This window comes from Mycobacterium bourgelatii, assembly GCF_010723575.1.
Classification (GTDB): Bacteria; Actinomycetota; Actinomycetes; order Mycobacteriales; family Mycobacteriaceae; genus Mycobacterium; species Mycobacterium bourgelatii.
The window spans coordinates 2,174,284-2,191,263 of record NZ_BLKZ01000001.1; the positions used below are offsets into that span (position 1 = coordinate 2,174,284).

Here is a 16,980-nt window from a genome sequence, read left to right on the forward strand (position 1 = left end):
CCAGGTACGCGTCGCATCGTCCCAGATTGATGGGAGCGTGCTATGTCCTTTCTGTTTGCCACGCCCGATTTGATGTTGGCGGCGGTCGCGGATCTGACGGATATCGGAACGGCACTCGAATCGGCCAGCGCTAGCGCGGCTGCTACCACGGCGGAGGTTCTGCCTGCGGCAGCCGACGAAGTGTCGGCGGCCATTGCCGCGGTATTCGGCGGCTACGCGCGGACGTATCAACAAGTCAGCACCCAGGCCGCTGAGTTTCATGAGCGGTTTCTGCAGGCCCTAAGTGGGGGCGCGGGCGCGTACGCCGCCGCCGAGACAAACAACGTCGAGCAGGTTCTGCTCAGCGTGGTGAACGCGCCAACCCAGGCCTTGCTCGGGCGTCCGGTGATCGGCGATGGCGTCAGCGGCGCTCCAGGGACCGGCGCCAACGGCGGTGCCGGCGGGCTGCTGTGGGGCAACGGCGGTGCCGGTGGGTCAGGTTCGCCCGGCCAGGCGGGCGGCAACGGCGGCAACGCCGGGCTGTTTGGCAACGGCGGTTCCGGCGGCGCGGGCGGTGCGGGCCAAGCGGGCGGCAGGGGCGGCAACGGCGGGTGGCTAAACGGCAACGGCGGCAGCGGCGGCCAGGGCGGTGCCGCCACGACGGGCTTCAGCGGCGGTCTGCCCGGGCGAGGCGGCGATGGTGGCAGCGCCAACCTGTTCGGCACCGGCGGTGCGGGTGGCCAAGGCGGCACGGGTCTGGCCGGGGCAAACGGCGTCAATCCCGTGATTACCGGGCAGGGGGCTACCGGTAGCACTGGCACGAGCACCTTCAACAGCGCCACTGGCGATGCGTTCGGCTTCAACGGCGGCGACGGCGCCGACGGCGGTCTAAACGCCACTGGTGGCACCGGTGGTACCGGCGGCAGCGTCATCGCCGACGGGACCGGTAACGGACAGGCCGGCAATGGCGGCGCCGGCGGTGCGGGCGGCAACGGGGGCGCCGGCGGTACCGGCGGGAACGCCACCGCACTCGCTGGAAGCGCCGTCGCCGCCGCGGGCGACGGCGGCAATGGGACCAACGCCTTGGCCCCCGGTGGTGCGGGCGGTGCCGGCGGCAACGGGGGGAGTGCCACGGCCTTCGCCGGTGGTTCCGGCTTCGCCGGCTTCGGCGGCAACGGTGGCGGCGGAGCCACGGGCGCGTCGGGCGGTACCGGTGGCATGGGGGGCACGGGCGGCAACGGCGGTCATGGCGGGCTGCTGGTCGGCAGCGGGGGCGCCGGCGGAGCCGGCGGCACCGGCGGAGCCGGGGGATTGGGGGCCGGTGGCGGGTTAGGTGGCGCCGCCGGCGGTGGAGCGGTGGCCATCGGCTCGCTCAATGCTTTCCAAGTCGTTGGCGGTCAGGGCGGCGACGGCGGCGATGGCGGCTCCGGTGGCACGGGTGGCACGGGCGGGTCCGGCGGCGCGGGGGGTAACGGTGGCGCCGGCGGGCTGTTCGGCGCTGGGGGCGCCGGCGGCAACGCCGGCGTGGGCGGCCACGGCGGCGATGGCGGCGGCGGGGCTCTCGGCGCTAAGGGCGGCAATGGCGGTAACGCCTCTCGCAGCTCCGTCAGCACGATCGCCGACGGCGGCTTCGCCGGCGATGGCGGTGACGGCGGTGACGGCGGTGACGGCGGCAACGGCGGTAGCGCCGGCACCGTCGGCATCGGCGGCAGTGGTGGGCTTTTCGGCGCGGCGGGCAATAACGGCACCGCCGGCACCGGCGGTACCGGCGGCGCTGGGGGCGGCGGGGTCAGCGGCGGCGCTGCGGGCACCCCCGGCATCGGGGCATCAAGCGACGGAGGCGCCGGCACGGCCGGCGCACCGGGCAACAACGGGTTGCCCGGTCAGGACGGCTGATCCAGTCGGGCCACCTCGTGTCGCCAGGCCGCATCGACATTGAAGCCAGATCCCAAGTCCGGCAGGTCATCCCAGTCCGCCTCATCGATTTCGCGCAGGGTGCCGCCGGCGGCCTTGACGCGCAACGACATTCGCGCCAGCTCGTTCACGCTGATCGCTTGTAGCACCGACTCCTCGACAGTGCTTGCGGCGCTGGTGATTCCGTGTCCCCGCAGGATCACCACCGGCCTGTTGCGCATCGCCGCCACCATGTCCTTGGCCAGTCGCGAGTTGCGGATCAGCACTGCGCGCTCGTAGACGGGGACACCGCCGCGAGCCAGCCACGCGCCTGGGATGTCGTACGCGCCGTAGATCGGCCGGATTTCGATACCCGCTAGATTCGCGGCGACGATGGCCGGCGGGTGCAGGTGTGCGACCGCCCGGCGCCTGGGGTCGGCCAGCAGGGTTTCGGTGTGGATCGGAAGTTCGTTCGGCACGCGATAGCCGTCGAGTTCGCCCGGTGCGCCCTCGTTGCCGGCGAAGGTGATCAGCCGAATGTCGCTGGGGCGGGTGAATGCCAGCCCATCGTCGGTGTCGCTGCGGCAGCGGATGAGCAGGTGCTCGTCGTCGACGCGCAAGCTCACGTGTCCGAGGATGCCGTCGACCAGTTCCCGGGCCGCCGCGACCCGGCAGGCTTGGGCCACCAATGCGCGCTGCTGGTCAAGCATTTCGACCAAGCCCGAATCCGCCGTCGGGATGGACGGTTTCGCCGGTGATGCCGCGAGACCGGTCCGAGGCCAGGAAAACAAAACTCCAGGCGTGGTCTGCGCCGCTGAGTGCCACATTGAGCGGCGTGCGCGCGGCCAAATCGGTTGCCCGGCTGGGGGAATCGTCAAGACGGATGTCGTCCAGGCCCAGGCTGGCCAGTCCGCGCAAGTCGGTGTTCAGCGTGCCGCCCGGCGCCACCCCGTTGACCCGGATGCGCGGTGCCAACTCGTGCGCCAACGCCGCAACCAGCCCGCGTACAGCGAACTTCGACGACACATAGAGCACGCCGCCGCGTCCGGGGTAGAACGAGGATGCGGACTCGGTGAGCACGATCGAGGATCCGGCTTCGGCTTGCAGCGCCGGGATAGCCGCTTTCACCGACTGCAGGTGGCTGAGCACGTTGGTGCGGAACATTTCCTCGAACGCCGCATCGAGGTCGTCGGCCGCAATGTCTCCGATGCCCTTGTAGAAGTCGAAGATGCCGACACAGTTGATCAGGGTGTCGAGGCCACCGAACGCCTCCACGGTGGCGGCGACGGCGCGATCGTTGGCCGCGCGACTGGTTGCGTCGCCTTCGATCACCGGAACCGCGGGCAGTTGCTGACGCAGCGTGTCGCACTTGCCGCTGTCGCGTTCCAGGACAGCGACTTTGGCGCCTTCGGCGGTGAATGCGTCGACAACCGCACGGCCGATGCCGGACCCGGCGCCAACCACCAGCGCGCGTTTGCTGTCAAGCCAGCCGGTCATCGCCGCCGTCTTGCTCGTCGGGCAATAGTGGGGCGTGCGAGTTGCCGACCATGGCTGCCAGCGTACGGGGGTTCTGCCACGTCAGCGCCTCGACCTCGAGTGCGTCCAGGCTGATCCACTGGCCGGTTCTTGGCGAGGTGATCAGCAGCCGCGACCCGTTGCGGGTGTCGACGCGCCGGACCACGACTTCGGTGAATTCGTTTGCGATAGTGATGGGCTCACCAACAGGATTCATAGAAACACCGCCAGGTTCTGCATCCGCAACACCGACTCGTCGGCGATGATGTTGCGCCGGGCCAGTTTCCACGCTTGTGTGCGTTCGTCCCAGCGCAGCACGTCCTCGCGTCCGCAGGACAGCAGCGCGCTTTCGTTGACGTCGCCGCGGCTGCGGAACAGCAATTCGGCCGACTCGACAGTCAGGTGCCGGTCATCATGACCGGGGAAGGTGCGGACGTTGGTGATGAAATGGCGCAGTCGCGACGGCGGGTCTTCGGTCCACGCGTGCTCGGTGCGAAAGCGCGCGACGCGATGGGTCAACGAGTATTTGTCCTCGTCGAAGTGGGCCATCCCGGGGGACACGTCGAAGCCGGACCCGCGGGCGGTGGTAACCCGCACCGGCATCACATATCGGATGTCGTCGGTCAAAGTGTCCAGCCACGTCCCGTAGTCCTGGGCGTCCAGCAGGTAGGCCTCGTCCACCAGGAACTGATGCGCCTGCAGGTGACGAATGTCGTTGAACGGCAGCGGCTTTCTTGGTGGCTTTGTCATCCCAGGTAATCCGCCCACAGCTTGAGGAGCTCGCGCTGGTTGTATTCGTTGTAGCCGACCTGAGCGCGACCGGGTCCGTGGAACGCTTCGGGCGGTAGGGCCTCGATCACCGGACGGTCGTCGTCCAACAAGCCCATCCGGCTGTTCAGCAGCAGTCGGCGCGCCATCGAGCCGCCGGCGGTCGTGGTCAGCGAGACCCAGTTCTCCACGTCGTCCTGCTCGAACATGCCGGACGACCCGAAGCACATGAGATAGGCCTTGTAAGAGTTCGCCTTGAAGTCGTCGGGTGCGGCCGCGTCCACCGCGAACCACGAGCACACCTCGGTTTCGTTCTCGCTGATGGGCTGCCATTGCCGGATCGAGATGAACGGCAACACCTGATCGCTGCCGGGCAATTTCGGCCAGTTGTGCACGAAGCTGAGGTTGGGAAAGCAGGTGGCCGCCGAGATCATGAACCCGTCCTCGCTGACCACCTGTTGCTGCCGGGGCGACCAGGACTCTTTGATCCGTCCGATCATCTCGTCGGGATAGCCGACGTAGCGCATGCGCTCGTCGAAGTTGCCGGGCGGGAGCTTGTAGGTGGTTCCGCCGCCGGGGCCCGCCCAATAGGTGGCGCCGTCCTTGCGCTTTTGCGCTTTCGGCTCGCGGAACAGGCCGATTTCGACGATCGACGCGTGGGTGTGCGGCGTGTGGTACATGTCGCCGGAGAAGTTCTCGGCTCCGATCTTCCAGTTGGCCTTGATCCGCCAGCGCTGCGGTCCCCGTACGTCCAGGCCCTGCGCGCTCTGTTTGGTGTAGTAGTCCAGATAAAACCGGAAGTCGCCGAGGAAGTCGGTCAGGGACTGCGCATTCGGGTCCAGGTTGATGAAGATCAGACCGTTGTAGCTCGCCAAATTCGGTGCGGGGAGCAGGCTTTGGTTCTTTGCGAAGCCTTCGTCGCCGCCGTAGGCCTCGCGGTGAAACGGCAAGCCGGTCAGACGGCCGTCGTTGCGGTACGTCCAGCCGTGGTAGGGGCAGCGGAAGTTGGAAGCATTGCCCATCTCGGCCCGACAGACCTGCATGCCCCGGTGCAGGCACATATTGAACAAGGCGCGGACGTTGCCGTCCGAATCACGGGTGATGATGAACGAGTCATCGAGCACGCGGCGCACCACGTAGTCGCCGTCCTGCGGAATCTCGGATTCGTGGGCGACGAACATCCACGCCTTGCTGAACAACCGCTCTTTTTCCAGCGCGAACACATCTTTGTCGTTGTAGATGTGGGCGGGAATCATCCCGCGGCGGACGTCGGCGAAGACGTCGGTTTGAACTGTCACTGGCTTCCCGCCGTCAGATTTTCTGTCTTGCAGAAATATATTCTAGTTAACAGAGCGCTTTGGCAGAACCCTCCCCGCGAACTCACAGATCGTTCACATCGAACGGCCCCGCGGCGTGCATACGTTGGACTGGTGTCGATCGGATCACGAGTGCTCGCGGCTATCGGGCGTCAGGAGTGGCTGGATCGTCCCAGTTACCGCCTCGAGCACGTACTCACGCTCACTTTCAACGGGTTGGGTTCGGCCCGCGACCGGGTAATGAACGCGCTCAACGGCGTCTGGCTAGGGCACCCGGTGCATCCGCCGTTGACGTCGTTCGCCAGCGGGGCGCTCGGTACTGCGGTGGCGCTGGATGGCATCAGCCTGGTGTCCGGACGTGCTGGCCGTTCGGGCGAAGCCGCCGACGCCGCGCACTTTGCTTCCCGGGCCCTGGAGCTGGGGATCCTGGCCAGCGTCGGTTCCGCCGTGACAGGCGTAGCGGATTGGCAGCACACCCACCTGGAGGAGCGCCGTGTCGGACTGGTGCACGGTGTGGTGAACTCGGCCGCAACCGCCCTATTTGTGCTGTCGTGGTGGGACCGTCGGCGCGGTCGGCGCTTGCGCGGAATGGCACTGAGCGCGATCGGTTACGGCGTCACGATGGGCGGTGGCTACCTCGGCGGTGCTTTGGTTTTCGAGTCGGGAATCGGCATCGACCAGTCCGGTGAGCGTTTGCAGACCAACCGGTGGACGGCGGTGCTTCCGGCGAGCGTGCTGAACGGAAAGCCGGTCCGGGTCGAGGTTGACGGCGTCGGGTTGGTGGTGTGTCAGACCGGTCCGGGCGAGGTGTCGGCATTCGGTGAGTTCTGTCCGCATCTGGCGGCGCCGATGGCCGACGGGTGGGTCGATCGTGGCCGGATCGTATGTCCTTGGCACGGTTCGCGTTTCGCGCTGGAATCCGGTGAGGTGCTGCGGGGGCCGGCTGCGAGCGCGTTGCCGTGTTATCAAGCCCGAGTGGTCGATGGAATGGTCGAGGTAGCTGGATCCGGAGTTGGAGCAACGAAGTGAACGCGTACGACGTGTTGAAAGAACACCATGTAGTGATCAAGGCGCTGGGCCGCAAGATCAGTGAGGCGCCGGTGAATAGCGAAGAGCGCCATGCTCTTTTCGACGAGATGCTGATCGAGCTCGACATCCACTTCCGTATCGAGGACGACATCTACTACCCGGCCTTGGCGGCGGCCAGCCGACTGATTGCGATTGCCCACGCCGAGCACCGCCAGGTGGTCGACCAGTTGGGTGTGCTGCTGCGTACCCCGCAGAGTTCGCCGGGGTACGAGGAGGAATGGAACACCTTCAAGACCGTGTTGGAGGCGCACGCCGACGAAGAAGAGCGTGACATGATTCCTGCGCCGCCTCCGGTCGAGCTCAGCGACGAAGAGTTGGAGGAGCTGGGCGCCAAGATGGCCGCCCGCATCGAGCAGTTGCGTGGCTCGAGCCTCTACCGGCTGCGTACGCGGGGCAAAGCGTCGCTCTTGAAGGCGATATAGCGGGACGGGCTCTGGCCTGGCGCGCTGGTGCAGGTACCGCTGGCCGGCTGCGTCGCATCTGTCACATCCGCCATGCCAACCACATTCGCCACATCAGCCTCTTTGCCCGGCGGCATGCTTTGTGCCCGCCTTTGAGCGACAATTTCCCGACGGGGACAAGGGATTCCGCTGTGTGGGCAACACCTGCCACCTTCGTCGCACTAGTCACATTCGCCATATCAGGCGCATTCGCCACATCAGTCTCTCCGCTGGGCGGCATGCTTTCTGCCCGCCTTTGAGCGACAGGTTCCCAACCGGGGCAACGGATCTGCGTCTCTGTCCAGTTGTCGCTACAAGCCGGGCAGCACGCCTGCCGCCGGCGGGAGAGGCCAGTGGGGCTGGTGTGACTACGGCGCCGGCCCTCGGCGATTCTGCCCAGTTGTCGCTACAAGCCGGGCAGCACGCCTGCCGCCGGCCGGCGAGGCCAGTGGGGCTGGTGTGACTACGGCACCGGCCTTCGGCGTCTCTGCCTAGCTGTCGCTACAAGCCGGGCAGCACGCCTGTCGCCGGCGGGAGAGGCCAGTGGGGCTGATGTGACGACGGCCGGCGCGACGGCGTGCGCGACGGGCCGGCGCGACGGGTCGGCGCCCCAGCCCGCCGGGCCCTACGGCCGACGGCCGATCCCCGCCACCATCGTCGGAGTAAACAACCGAACGTCCTCACCGAAGCGGCGAGCCGCCGCGTCGGCTTCCTCGGCGGAGAGCAACCCGGCGTCCACTACGGCATCGCGCAGACTCTCGAAGGACAACCTGAAGAAGTCGAAACCCGGTGCGCTAGAATCGATCACTCGGGCCCGTCCCTCGCCGCGGACATCGACCAATCCCGCGTCCGCCATGTCGGCGACGACGCGGCGACCGTAGTGCGGGTCGAAGCCGGCCTGCTGCATGAAGCTTAGGAACGTCGTGGTCACCCGCTCAAGGTCGGAAGACGACTCACCCTCGAAGCCGAACGCGGTCCAGTCATAGTCTTCGTGCACCATCCACCCGCCCGGGCGCAGCGTCGCCACCAACCGGTCGAGGATCTGTCGTCGGTCCGGTAGGTGTTCCAGCACCAGCCGGGAGTGAACTAGGTCGAACTCGCCCTGCGGCAGCTCGTCGCTGCGGATGTCGAGGCGCCTTACCTCAACCGAATCGCTGGCCAGCGATTCGATGAACCGAGTGTCGATATCGACCGCGACCACCGAGGCCCCTCGTTCGGCCAGCCACTGCACGAGGGATCCGCCGCCGGCTCCGACTTCCAAGCAACGCCAACCCTTTCCGTCACGGCCGAGGCCGAGCTCGTCCAGCAGCGCCTGAGTGCCGGGATCCCAAGGCTCTCGATGCCGGCCAGCCTGGTGCGTTCTTCGGCAAAGCCCTGGTCATATACGTAGTCGTTGGTCACGAGCTCAAACCTATGCGAGTAGCCTCACGCTGGTGTCATACGGTGACCAGCGTTCACGCGAGATCCAGCGCCTTGACTATCCGCCGTATCGCAGTAGTGTGCTCCGCCATCCCAAACACCCCATGCTCGTGGTCGATCCCGAAGCCATCGAACGCTGCGCGCCGGTTTTCGGCGACGGGGACGTCCAACCCGATGACGCCGACCTGACGACCGGCCACTCCGGCGAGCCGATCGGGGAGCGCATCATCGTGGCGGGGCGGGTGCTCGACGGGAAAGGCAAACCGGTGGCCGGGCAACTCGTCGAGATCTGGCAAGCCAACTCCGCCGGCCGTTATCGGCACGAGGGCGACCAACACCCCGCTCCGTTGGACCCGAACTTCACCGGCGCGGGACGCTGCCTGACCGGACCCGACGGGTCATACCGCTTTCTGACCATCAAGCCTGGCCCCTATCCGTGGCGCAATCACCACAACGCCTGGCGACCGGCGCACATCCATTTCTCGGTGTTCGGCACCGCTTTCACTCAGCGCCTGGTCACCCAGATGTACTTTCCGGGTGATCCATTGTTCGACCTGGACCCCATCGTGGGATCGATCGCCGACCCGGCCGCGCGACAACGCTTGATCGCGAGCTACGTGCACGAGCTCACCGAGCCCGAGTTCGCCACGGGCTACGGTTGGGACATCGTGTTGTCCGGAAGCAGCCGCACCTGGACCGAGGACGTTGAGATTGCCTGAATCACGTTGCACACCAGGCCAAACCGTCGGCCCGTTCTTCAGCATCGGGTTGCCGTTTCCCGGCGACAACGAATTGGTGAATGCCACGCACCCCAGTGCCGTCCGGTTGCACGGGACGGTGTACGACGGCGCCAACGAGCCGATCCCGGACGCACTGGTCGAACTTTGGCAAGCGGACGCCGACGGCCGCATTCCGCGGGCACCGGGTTCCTTGCGGCGTGACGACCGCGACGCCCGTGACGACGCGGTATTCACCGGATTCGGTCGTTGCGCAACCGACGTCGACGGCCATTACCACTTCACGACGGTGGCCCCGGGTGCCCCGCGCTTCTTCGCCCTCACCATCTTTGCCCGCGGGCTGCTGCACCGCCTGTTCACCCGCGCCTACCTGCCCGACGCGGACCTGGCGGCCGATCCAGCACTGTCGAGTCTCGACGCGCAGCGCCGCGCCAGCCTGCTGTGTGTCGCTGAAAACGGCTCGGGCCGCCCGAGTTACCGCTTCGACATCCATCTGCAAGGGCCACGGGAGACCGTCTTTCTGACGTACCCGGGTGAGCTCAGATGACCAACCTGCTGTGGCCAGGGGAGGAGCGGGCCGGCGAGCACATGACCGACCAGGCCTTGCTGCGGGCGATGGTGGCTGTCGAATCCGCCTGGCTGAGCGCCCTCGCGGTGGCCGGCCTGGTACCGATCGATTGTGCCGGCGCGGATCTCTGGCAATTGATGGGCCGCAACGACCGCGAGTTGCTCGCTGTCACCGCGGAAGACGGCGGCAACCCGGTGATCGGCTTGGTCGGCCTGCTGCGTGAACGCGCGGTCCCGGCCGTCGCCCCGTGGATCCACCGCGGACTCACCAGCCAGGATGTGGTGGACACCAGCCTGATGCTGGAGTTGCGCGGCGTCGTCGATCGTCTCAAAGAACTACTGGAAGAACAGATTGCGACGCTGTCGGCGCTGGCGACGAAACACCGTCGGACACTCATGGTGGCCCGAACCCTGACCCAGCCCGCGGCGCCTACCACCTTCGGCGCCAAGGTTGCCGGTTGGCTCGACGGCCTGGTCGACTCCCACCATCGACTAACCCAATTGGTGATACCGGCCCAACTCGGCGGAGCCGTGGGAACACGTTCGGCCACCGTGGAATTGGCGACCCTGCTCACCCCTTCGTCGAACCCCGTGCACGTTGCCGAACGCGTAGCCCATGCCACCACAACCACTTTGGGCCTTGACTTCCAAACCCCGTGGCACACGACGCGAACGCCGATCACCGCGGCCGGCGACGCCTTGGTCACCTGCACCGACGGCTGGGGCCGCATCGCATCGGACGTCGTCACCCTCGTTCGACCGGAAATCGGTGAACTGAACGAGCCGGCCGGTGAGCAGCGCGGCGGATCATCATCGATGCCGCACAAGCGGAACCCGGTGTTGTCCATCCTCATTCGACGGGCCGCGATCGCGGCGCCGGCATTGGGGGCGACGCTGCACACCGCCGCGGCCCTCGGCAACGACGAACGCCCCGACGGGGCATGGCACGTCGAATGGGACACCCTGCGCACGCTGGCCCGGCGGAGCTTGATCGCCGGTTCGCAGTGCTCCGAGTTGCTGGCCGGGCTGATCGTGCATTCCGAGCGGATGGCAGCCAACCTCAACGCGGTCGACGTGCTCGGTGAACAACGCGCGGTCGCGGACCTGGTGGGCGCTGAGCCGTCGCCAACCTATCTCGGCGCCGTCGAAAGCCTCATCGATGCGAGCCTGGAACGAGCCCGCCAGATCAACCGGATCAGTTAAGCCGGCTTGTGGGCGATGATGGCGACGGCGGTCAAACGGTCGCGGTGCTTGCGGAACGTCCGGCGCATGGTCAGGACCCGCTTGCGGGCACCGGGTTGCGTCAGCACGTTCTTGGCGAACCGCAGTGCTCCGAACAGGCCCTCGTCGGCGACGATCCGACGCGGTTGCAGCAGTGCCATAGGCGCGGTGGTGACGGTGTCGACGACCAGTCCGTGGCTGGCCAGCAACTGCGACCACTCGGCGATGGTCAGCGGGCGCGCGTTGACCTTGATCGCCCGGGCCAGCGACTGCCGCACGTCGGTGCTGACCTCCTCGGGCACGTCATCGGGGGTTAGCGCGAGTTCGTGGATGGCATAGCGCCCACGCGGCCGCAGTACCCGGGCCGCCTCGGCGACGATCGCGTGCTTGTTCGTATCGCCCTGCATGGTCAGCATCGCCTCGCCGATGACGACGTCAGCACTGGCCGCGGGTAACCCGGTCTCGGCGGCGTCGGTAGCCCGAACCTCGCCTTGCACGTTTGTGTATCCGGAGACGACGCCGCGAACCAGGTTGGCCGCGTCGGGGTCGGCCTCGGCGCCGACGTAGGAGCGGGGGCGGCGGGCGAGGATCTCGGTGGCCGTGCGGCCCAGGCCGGGCGCCAGCTCGACCACGTCGGCGTCGGCCACGTCGGCCCGCGCCAGCAGCGTCCGGGTGAGCTCGACGCCGCCGGGGCGCAGCACTCGTTTGCCCAAGCGCGCCAACAGCCAGTGCCCTTGCACGTACTCGTCGTCGCGGGTTGCCAGCGGCAACGGCTGTTTCAGTTCGTCGCGCTTTCCGGTCATGAAAATTCCGCACCTCGGCTCGAGTTTATACAAGATTTTTTGTGTAAAATCTCGCAGATGGCGCAGGAGCAAGTGAAGACTGTCGGACAAGGCAATCGTCGCAACGGGATCTTGCGGGTACTGCGTGCGTCCGGCGCCCCGCTGAGCATAGTGGCCATCGCCAACGAACTCGGCGTGCACCCCAACACCGTGCGTTTTCACCTCGACGGCCTCGTCGCCGACGGGCTGGTGGAACAGGTCGATTCCAGCCAGCGCGGGCCGGGACGACCGGCGCTGATGTTTCAAGCCGTCCGTCAGATGGACCGCGGTGGCACGCGGCATTACCGCCTGCTCGCCGAGATCCTCACCAACGGTCTTGCTGTCCAACCGGATCCAAGTGCCGCAGCTCAAGCGGTCGGCCGGGTGTGGGGCGAAGGACTGGAATCACCCGGCGCCGACGCCACGGCGGAGGAGACCATCGACCACCTCGTCGGGGTACTCGACGACCTCGGGTTCGCCCCGGAACGGCGCTCGTCCGACGGCGCGCAACAGGTCGGCCTGCGACATTGCCCGTTTCTGGAACTCGCCGAAGGCCGGCCAGGCGTGGTGTGTCCGGTTCACCTAGGCCTCATGCGGGGCGCCCTGGAAACCTGGGCGGCCCCGGTGACCGTGGAGCGACTCGAAGCGTTTGCCGAACCTGACCTCTGCCTGGTTCACCTCGCGTCCGCGGAGGTGGCGTCATGAGGACCGGCGAGGCGATCGAGATCGCCATCACGTTCGTCTGGCTGGGCATGGTGCTGGCGATCTCGTTTCTCGAGGCGCCGCTGAAATTCCGGGCGCCCAACGTGACGCTCCAAATCGGCCTCGGCATCGGCCGCCTGGTCTTTCGCGCCCTCAATACCGTCGAGGTCGCGTTCGCGCTGGTCATCTTGGCCATAGCGGTGGCCGGGCCGACACCCAAGAGCATCATCGCCGCGTTCGCCGTCGCATTCGCCGTGCTGGCCGCGCAGTTGATCGCGGTGCGACCGCGCCTGACGAAGCGTTCCGACCAGGTGCTCGCGGGTCAGGAGGGGCCCCGCTCGCGCGCCCACTACGTCTACGTGGCTTTGGAGGTGGTCAAGGTCGTGGCGCTGATCGTTGCAGGGATACTGCTCCTGAATGGTTAATCTGCGGCTGATAGGACTCTCGATGGAATCAATCTCGTTGACCGCTCTCGCTTCCGAAAAGTTGGCCGAGGCGCGCCAGTCCAATAGCGGCCGCGCCGCTCACACCGTGCACGGTGGCCACACCCACGAACTGCGACAGACGCTGCTGGCGCTGCTGGCCGGGCACGGCCTGGGGGAGCACGATAGTCCCGGTGAGGCGACCCTGCAGGTGCTGGAAGGACACGTGCGCCTCACGGCCGGTGACGACTCCTGGGACGGCAAGGCCGGTGACTACGTCGCCATCCCGCCGGTGCGGCACTCACTGGACGCGCTGGAAGATTCCGTGGTCATCCTGACCGTGCTGAAATCCCAACCCGGCGCTTCACACTAGGGGTGCTTGGCACCGCCTGGTCGCGCGCCTTCGGCCTGCGGGCACCCATCGTCAATGCGCCCATGGGCGGGGTGGCCGGGGGCCGGTTGGCGAGTGCGGTCAGCGCCGCCGGTGGTCTCGGCATGATCGGCATGGGCAGCACCGCGACCAGAGCATCACTCGCTGAGCAATTGCGTCACGTGGACGGCAAGGTCGGCAGGTTCGGCATCGGTCTGGTCGACTGGGTCATGCGCAACGAGGCCGGCCTGCTCGATGACGCATTGGCCGCGAGGCCCGCGCTGCTGTCGGTGAGTTTCGGTACCGACTGGTCCTGGGTCGACAAGGCCCACGACGCCGGAATCCCGACCGTCACACAGGTATACGACGCCGCGGGGGCTCGGCGGGCTGCCGACGCCGGGGTCGACGTCCTGGTGGCCCGCGGAGCCGAAGGCGGCGGGCATGGCGAGGTGAAGCTCGCGACGCTGCCGCTGCTCGACGAGGTCCTGGACGCCGTCTCGCTGCCGGTGCTGGCGGCCGGTGGCATCGCCTCGCCGCGCAGCCTGGCAGCAGTGTTGGCGGCCGGCGCCAGCGGGGCATGGATTGGCACCCGACTGGCGGCGTGCCCGGAGGCGCTGACGGGTGACGTGGCACGTCGCGCTCTCATCGCCGCGGACGCAACCGACACCAGGGTCACCCGGGTCTTCGACGTGGGACAGCGCCTACCGTGGCCGGCGCGGTTCCCGTCGCGGGTGCTGGCCAACGAGTTCGTCGCGCGCTGGACGGGCCAGGAGGATGCCCTGGCCGCGGACCAGGAGGCGCATCGGGAGTTGGCCGCTTCGATCGCGGCCGAGGATCCGCGGATCGCCCCCGTCGACGCCGGTCAGGGGGTCGGGATGATTCGGGAGGACGCGTCGGTGGCGGAGGTCATCGAGCAGTTGTGCGCAGGGGCGCACAGCTTGCTCACCCGCTGGAGCCCGCCGGACACCTGAGCACCACGCAACACCGGTTCGCGCCCGGCTCGAGTCGGGCGTCGAGCAGCTGGGGCGCCACGGTATCCGCGACGCCGGTGATCAAGGCGTGGTTCATGTTGCAGGCCAGCTCTGTCTGCTCCTGGGCCAAGGCGTGGAACGGGCAATTCGCCAATTCGATGTCCCCGGTGCGTTCGTCTTGGGGTCGCGGCTCATAGCCGTAGCGGCGCAACAGGCTCAGCGTCGCATCCAGGGATCCGACCGACCCTTCAGCCCCACCCGCACCGGCCCCGATCGTCTCGCCGTATTCGTGGGCGAGGCGGTTGAGCAGTTCGACCACGGCCTCGCCGGTGGTCGCCGAGCGCGCGATGGCCGCGGCCATCAATCGTCCGGCCAACTCGTACTCCCGCTGCGGGAGGCTGATGGAGATGTCGCGGTCCGCCCGGCGATACAGCTTGGCCGTGCGCCCGGCGCCGGGGCCGGACCGACCCGTCAAGCGGGCGTAGTCGCATTCCAGCAGGCCCTCCGCGGTGAGCCGGTCCAGATGGAATTTCGCCTGGTGGTGAGGCACGTCGAGGGCATCCGCGGCTTGCTCGCGGCTTACCGGCTCCGGCTGCGAACACACGAATCGGTAGAGCTGGTGACGCAGTGGATCGGCGAGTGCGCCGATGCCGGTCGCGTCGCGCTGCAGGTCCATGGTGCGCCCCATTTCTAACGGACGAAACTATTGCCGTTACAGCCTACCGGGTCTAACGTACGAATTATCATCCGTTAGAAAAGGAGATGAGGTAATGAGCACCAAACACGCGCCCCGCGCGCCCCACCAAGGCGCGGGAGCGTCCCTCGCGGAACACATGAAGGACCCTGCGTACTCCGCGTTCCTGTTGCTACGAACCGTGTTCACGATCGCGCCCATCCTGTTCGGGCTCGACAAGTTCCTCAATTGGTTGCCCGAGCAGCACTGGAACATGTATCTGGCGACGTGGATCGACAACTTGCTACCGGGAACGGCCACTCAGGTGATGTACCTGGTAGGGGTGATCGAGATCGTCGCCGGCGTGCTGGTTGCGGTCGCGCCACGGATCGGTGGTTGGGTGGTCGCGGCATGGTTGGCCGGGATCATCGTCAACCTGGTCACCGGGCCGGGCTTCTACGACGTCGCGCTGCGTGACTTCGGCTTGCTGGTCGGCGCGGTCGCGCTGGCTCGGTTGGCCCAGGGTGTGCACGACGGCGCGATCGGTGGCAGCCACGCTCGCGCCTGAGCGGGCCAGCCGTCACACCCCGTGCAGGTAGCGCTTGGCGATGATCGGCTGGGCCAGTCGAACAGCCGGCCGGCCGATCTTGCTCCACCACGTCCCGGGCCGCGAGAACGCCGATACCTCCGCATACACCGCAGACGTAGTCGGGTCGAAGCGCACGGCGAAGCGTTCCTCGCCGGACTCGGGATGACCGGGCAGCGTGCCGTAGGCGAACCCACGCGCATCGGACTCGTCGACGACATACACCACGCGGCACGGTGCCCGGAGCACGCCCAGCATCCGCACCACGACGATCGTCGAGATCTCGGCGGCATCGGAGCTGGCCTGTACCCGCAGGCCGGCTCCGCGCTGCATGCCCCAGTGCATGACGGCGTCGGCCGCCTCTTCGAAACGCTTTCGGCCGGTGCCGATTTGGGTCGACACGCTCAGGTGGTCGTAACCGGGGGGTAGCTGTGCCGCTGCCGTCGCACCGACCTCGGTGTAGGTGAGGGGCTGCTCGGCAAGCGCGTTCAGGTCCACTTGTCCAGCTTGCCACGGCGGGTGGCGGGGTCGTTTGGACGCGCGGCGTACCGTCGTAGCCGTGGGTTCATCAACCGTCGCAGCGGCATCTGGCACGTTCACTCTTGGCGATCTGACCGTCAACCGGCTGGGCTTTGGCGCCATGCGCCTTACCGGCAAAGGGGTGTGGGGACCGCCGGCGGATCGCGACGAAGCCGTCCGGGTCTTGCGGCGCGCCGTCGAGCTGGGCGTGAACTTCATCGACACCGCGGACTCCTACGGGCCGTATGTCTCCGAAGAGATCATTCACGAGGCGTTGCACCCCTACACCGACATCGTGATCGCGACCAAGGCCGGGCTGCTGCGCACGGGCCCAGATGTGTGGATTCCGCTGGGCAACCCCAGCTATCTGCGCCAGGAGTGCGAGATGAGCCTGCGCCGGCTCGGGGTCGAGACCATCGACCTGTTCCAGTTGCACCGCATCGACCGCAACTTCCCGCTGGCCGATCAGGTGGGCGAACTCGTCGCGCTGCAGAAAGAGGGCAAGATCCGGCATATCGGGCTCTCCGAAATCGATGTCGATCAACTGAAGGCGGCCCAGCAGATCACGCCGATCGTGTCGGTGCAGAACATGTACAACCTGACCGCCCGTGCCGCCGAGTCGTTGTTGGACGTCGCGACCAACGAGGGCATCGGGTTCATTCCGTGGTTCCCGCTGGCCGCCGGACCGTTGGCGGCCCCCGGCGGCCCGCTGCACAAGATCGCCGAGGAGCACGGTGCGACGCCGTCCCAACTGGCCCTGGCCTGGCTGCTGAAACGGTCGCCGGTGATGCTCCCGATCCCTGGCACGTCCAGCGTGGCGCACCTCGAGGAAAACGTCGCCGCCGCCGAAATCACCCTGAGTGACCAGGAATTCGAAGCGCTTTCGACCGCGGGCGCGGCACAGTCCGGCGCCTGATGCGCCCGCCGACCCGGCCCTGAAATTTGTCGGGTCAAATTCCGAAATTGGGCGTT

General features: G+C 67.3%; 21 protein-coding genes. 12 read left to right on the plus strand and 9 right to left on the minus strand.

Annotated elements, in window-relative coordinates:
* Positions 1 to 42: 42 nt before the first annotated feature.
* Positions 43 to 1,875: a PE family protein gene (locus G6N68_RS09770; RefSeq protein ID WP_163711019.1), complete on the plus strand. Its 1,833-nt coding sequence runs from the start codon at positions 43 to 45 to the stop codon at positions 1,873 to 1,875.
* Here the strand turns inward: G6N68_RS09770 and phtC are convergent.
* The 5 genes from phtC to G6N68_RS09795 are packed head-to-tail and all read right to left on the minus strand — an operon-like array spanning position 1,863 to position 5,411.
* Positions 1,863 to 2,582: a 3,4-dihydroxyphthalate decarboxylase gene (phtC, locus tag G6N68_RS09775; protein ID WP_371871688.1), complete on the minus strand. Its 720-nt coding sequence runs from the start codon at positions 2,580 to 2,582 to the stop codon at positions 1,863 to 1,865. The two genes, G6N68_RS09770 and phtC, sit on opposite strands and share 13 nt — an antisense overlap.
* On the minus strand, positions 2,575 to 3,369 hold the full coding sequence (gene hcaB, locus G6N68_RS09780) for a 3-(cis-5,6-dihydroxycyclohexa-1,3-dien-1-yl)propanoate dehydrogenase (protein ID WP_163711025.1): 795 nt from the start codon (positions 3,367 to 3,369) through the stop codon (positions 2,575 to 2,577). The genes phtC and hcaB overlap by 8 nt, the downstream gene beginning before the upstream one ends.
* Positions 3,353 to 3,604, minus strand: coding sequence for a dihydrodiol dehydrogenase (locus tag G6N68_RS09785; RefSeq protein ID WP_163711029.1), 252 nt, complete (start codon positions 3,602 to 3,604; stop codon positions 3,353 to 3,355). The genes hcaB and G6N68_RS09785 overlap by 17 nt, the downstream gene beginning before the upstream one ends.
* Positions 3,601 to 4,137, minus strand: a complete 537-nt coding sequence (locus G6N68_RS09790; protein ID WP_163711032.1) for a 3-phenylpropionate/cinnamic acid dioxygenase subunit beta — start codon at positions 4,135 to 4,137, stop codon at positions 3,601 to 3,603. The genes G6N68_RS09785 and G6N68_RS09790 overlap by 4 nt, the downstream gene beginning before the upstream one ends.
* Positions 4,134 to 5,411 carry an aromatic ring-hydroxylating dioxygenase subunit alpha gene (locus G6N68_RS09795; protein ID WP_163718395.1) on the minus strand — a complete coding sequence of 426 codons (1,278 nt, stop codon included), beginning with the start codon at positions 5,409 to 5,411 and terminating at the stop codon, positions 4,134 to 4,136. The genes G6N68_RS09790 and G6N68_RS09795 overlap by 4 nt, the downstream gene beginning before the upstream one ends.
* A 171-nt stretch (positions 5,412 to 5,582) precedes the next feature.
* Here G6N68_RS09795 and G6N68_RS09800 point away from each other — a divergent pair, with 171 nt between their 5' ends.
* Positions 5,583 to 6,500, plus strand: coding sequence for a Rieske (2Fe-2S) protein (locus G6N68_RS09800; protein WP_163718397.1), 918 nt, complete (start codon positions 5,583 to 5,585; stop codon positions 6,498 to 6,500).
* Positions 6,497 to 6,982, plus strand: a complete 486-nt coding sequence (locus tag G6N68_RS09805) for a hemerythrin domain-containing protein (protein ID WP_163711035.1) — start codon at positions 6,497 to 6,499, stop codon at positions 6,980 to 6,982. Before G6N68_RS09800 ends, G6N68_RS09805 begins: the two co-directional genes overlap by 4 nt.
* Before the next feature lie 643 nt (positions 6,983 to 7,625).
* Here G6N68_RS09805 and G6N68_RS09810 read toward each other — a convergent pair.
* The gene (locus G6N68_RS09810) at positions 7,626 to 8,261 is read right to left on the minus strand and encodes a class I SAM-dependent methyltransferase (RefSeq protein WP_240355426.1); all 636 of its coding nucleotides are present in this window, start codon (positions 8,259 to 8,261) and stop codon (positions 7,626 to 7,628) included.
* 169 nt (positions 8,262 to 8,430) lie between these two features.
* On the opposite strand from G6N68_RS09810, the gene pcaH reads away from it, so the two are divergent.
* From pcaH to G6N68_RS09825, 3 genes are read left to right on the plus strand one after another with little or no spacing between them, the layout of a single operon-like run.
* Positions 8,431 to 9,138: a protocatechuate 3,4-dioxygenase subunit beta gene (gene pcaH, locus G6N68_RS09815; RefSeq protein ID WP_276069014.1), complete on the plus strand. Its 708-nt coding sequence runs from the start codon at positions 8,431 to 8,433 to the stop codon at positions 9,136 to 9,138.
* A complete protein-coding gene (pcaG, locus tag G6N68_RS09820; protein ID WP_163711038.1) occupies positions 9,131 to 9,703 on the plus strand; it encodes a protocatechuate 3,4-dioxygenase subunit alpha in 573 nt (190 codons plus the stop codon). The genes pcaH and pcaG overlap by 8 nt, the downstream gene beginning before the upstream one ends.
* Complete coding sequence (locus G6N68_RS09825) at positions 9,700 to 10,926, plus strand: lyase family protein (RefSeq protein WP_163711040.1); 1,227 nt, start codon at positions 9,700 to 9,702, stop codon at positions 10,924 to 10,926. The genes pcaG and G6N68_RS09825 overlap by 4 nt, the downstream gene beginning before the upstream one ends.
* Here G6N68_RS09825 and G6N68_RS09830 read toward each other — a convergent pair.
* Positions 10,923 to 11,747, minus strand: coding sequence for a class I SAM-dependent methyltransferase (locus G6N68_RS09830; RefSeq protein WP_163711043.1), 825 nt, complete (start codon positions 11,745 to 11,747; stop codon positions 10,923 to 10,925). The two genes, G6N68_RS09825 and G6N68_RS09830, sit on opposite strands and share 4 nt — an antisense overlap.
* Before the next feature lie 57 nt (positions 11,748 to 11,804).
* Between G6N68_RS09830 and G6N68_RS09835 the strand changes: the two genes are divergently transcribed.
* The 4 genes from G6N68_RS09835 to G6N68_RS09850 are packed head-to-tail and all read left to right on the plus strand — an operon-like array spanning position 11,805 to position 14,230.
* Positions 11,805 to 12,470: a helix-turn-helix transcriptional regulator gene (locus G6N68_RS09835; RefSeq protein ID WP_163711046.1), complete on the plus strand. Its 666-nt coding sequence runs from the start codon at positions 11,805 to 11,807 to the stop codon at positions 12,468 to 12,470.
* Positions 12,467 to 12,892, plus strand: coding sequence for a hypothetical protein (locus G6N68_RS09840; protein ID WP_163711048.1), 426 nt, complete (start codon positions 12,467 to 12,469; stop codon positions 12,890 to 12,892). Before G6N68_RS09835 ends, G6N68_RS09840 begins: the two co-directional genes overlap by 4 nt.
* Positions 12,893 to 12,914: 22 nt before the next feature.
* Positions 12,915 to 13,262, plus strand: a complete 348-nt coding sequence (locus G6N68_RS09845) for a cupin domain-containing protein (RefSeq protein ID WP_163711051.1) — start codon at positions 12,915 to 12,917, stop codon at positions 13,260 to 13,262.
* Positions 13,263 to 13,264: 2 nt separating this feature from the next.
* Positions 13,265 to 14,230 carry an NAD(P)H-dependent flavin oxidoreductase gene (locus G6N68_RS09850; protein WP_163711054.1) on the plus strand — a complete coding sequence of 322 codons (966 nt, stop codon included), beginning with the start codon at positions 13,265 to 13,267 and terminating at the stop codon, positions 14,228 to 14,230.
* Here the strand turns inward: G6N68_RS09850 and G6N68_RS09855 are convergent.
* Complete coding sequence (locus G6N68_RS09855) at positions 14,202 to 14,918, minus strand: helix-turn-helix transcriptional regulator (RefSeq protein ID WP_371871552.1); 717 nt, start codon at positions 14,916 to 14,918, stop codon at positions 14,202 to 14,204. The two genes, G6N68_RS09850 and G6N68_RS09855, sit on opposite strands and share 29 nt — an antisense overlap.
* A gap of 82 nt (positions 14,919 to 15,000) precedes the next feature.
* Here G6N68_RS09855 and G6N68_RS09860 point away from each other — a divergent pair, with 82 nt between their 5' ends.
* Positions 15,001 to 15,471 (plus strand): DoxX family membrane protein, encoded by a 471-nt coding sequence (locus tag G6N68_RS09860; protein WP_205351294.1) that lies wholly within the window; start codon positions 15,001 to 15,003, stop codon positions 15,469 to 15,471.
* Positions 15,472 to 15,483: 12 nt separating this feature from the next.
* Here the strand turns inward: G6N68_RS09860 and G6N68_RS09865 are convergent, their stop codons facing one another.
* Positions 15,484 to 15,987, minus strand: coding sequence for a DUF1990 domain-containing protein (locus tag G6N68_RS09865; protein ID WP_163711061.1), 504 nt, complete (start codon positions 15,985 to 15,987; stop codon positions 15,484 to 15,486).
* Positions 15,988 to 16,048: 61 nt separating this feature from the next.
* Between G6N68_RS09865 and G6N68_RS09870 the strand changes: the two genes are divergently transcribed.
* Complete coding sequence (locus G6N68_RS09870) at positions 16,049 to 16,924, plus strand: aldo/keto reductase (RefSeq protein ID WP_163711064.1); 876 nt, start codon at positions 16,049 to 16,051, stop codon at positions 16,922 to 16,924.
* Positions 16,925 to 16,980 lie beyond the last annotated feature (56 nt).